The organism is Streptomyces sp. NPDC002838, from assembly GCF_040295365.1.
Taxonomy (GTDB): Bacteria; Actinomycetota; Actinomycetes; order Streptomycetales; family Streptomycetaceae; genus Streptomyces.
In genome coordinates, this window is the sequence record NZ_JBEOVF010000155.1 from 1 (window position 1) to 1,414 (window position 1,414).

At 56.0% G+C, this 1,414-nt stretch carries 1 rRNA gene; it reads left to right on the forward strand.

Annotation, left to right across the window (positions count from 1 at the left end):
• Positions 1-1,392 (forward strand): 23S ribosomal RNA (locus tag ABT063_RS52035); the annotation flags it as partial.
• Between the last annotated feature and the right edge of the window lie 22 nt (positions 1,393-1,414).

Below are 1,414 nucleotides of genomic sequence, written 5' to 3' on the forward strand. Positions count from 1 at the left end.
TGAGACCTGATGCCGAGCCGATTGTGGTGAAGTGGATGATCCTATGCTGTCGAGAAAAGCCTCTAGCGAGTTTCATGGCGGCCCGTACCCTAAACCGACTCAGGTGGTCAGGTAGAGAATACCGAGGCGTTCGGGTGAACTATGGTTAAGGAACTCGGCAAAATGCCCCCGTAACTTCGGGAGAAGGGGGGCCATTCCTGGTGATCATCTTTACGGTGTGAGCTGGGGGTGGCCGCAGAGACCAGCGAGAAGCGACTGTTTACTAAAAACACAGGTCCGTGCGAAGCCGTAAGGCGATGTATACGGACTGACGCCTGCCCGGTGCTGGAACGTTAAGGGGACCGGTTAGTCATTCTTCGGGGTGGCGAAGCTGAGAACTTAAGCGCCAGTAAACGGCGGTGGTAACTATAACCATCCTAAGGTAGCGAAATTCCTTGTCGGGTAAGTTCCGACCTGCACGAATGGCGTAACGACTTCTCGACTGTCTCAACCATAGGCCCGGTGAAATTGCACTACGAGTAAAGATGCTCGTTTCGCGCAGCAGGACGGAAAGACCCCGGGACCTTTACTACAGTTTGATATTGGTGTTCGGTTCGGCTTGTGTAGGATAGCTGGGAGACTTTGAAGCTCGGACGCCAGTTCGGGTGGAGTCGTCGTTGAAATACCAGTCTGGTCGTGCTGGATGTCTAACCTGGGTCCGTGATCCGGATCAGGGACAGTGTCTGATGGGTAGTTTAACTGGGGCGGTTGCCTCCTAAAGAGTAACGGAGGCGCCCAAAGGTTCCCTCAGCCTGGTTGGCAATCAGGTGTTGAGTGTAAGTGCACAAGGGAGCTTGACTGTGAGACCGACGGGTCGAGCAGGGACGAAAGTCGGGACTAGTGATCCGGCGGTGGCTTGTGGAAGCGCCGTCGCTCAACGGATAAAAGGTACCCCGGGGATAACAGGCTGATCTTCCCCAAGAGTCCATATCGACGGGATGGTTTGGCACCTCGATGTCGGCTCGTCGCATCCTGGGGCTGGAGTCGGTCCCAAGGGTTGGGCTGTTCGCCCATTAAAGCGGTACGCGAGCTGGGTTTAGAACGTCGTGAGACAGTTCGGTCCCTATCCGCTGTGCGCGTAGGAGTCTTGAGAAGGGCTGTCCCTAGTACGAGAGGACCGGGACGGACGAACCTCTGGTGTGCCAGTTGTTCTGCCAAGGGCATGGCTGGTTGGCTACGTTCGGGAGGGATAACCGCTGAAAGCATCTAAGCGGGAAGCCTGCTTCGAGATGAGGACTCCCACCCCCTTTGAGGGGTTAAGGCTCCCAGTAGACGACTGGGTTGATAGGCCGGATATGGAAGCACCGTAAGGTGTGGAGTTGACCGGTACTAATAGGCCGAGGGCTTGTCCTCAGTTGCTCGCGTCCACTGTGTT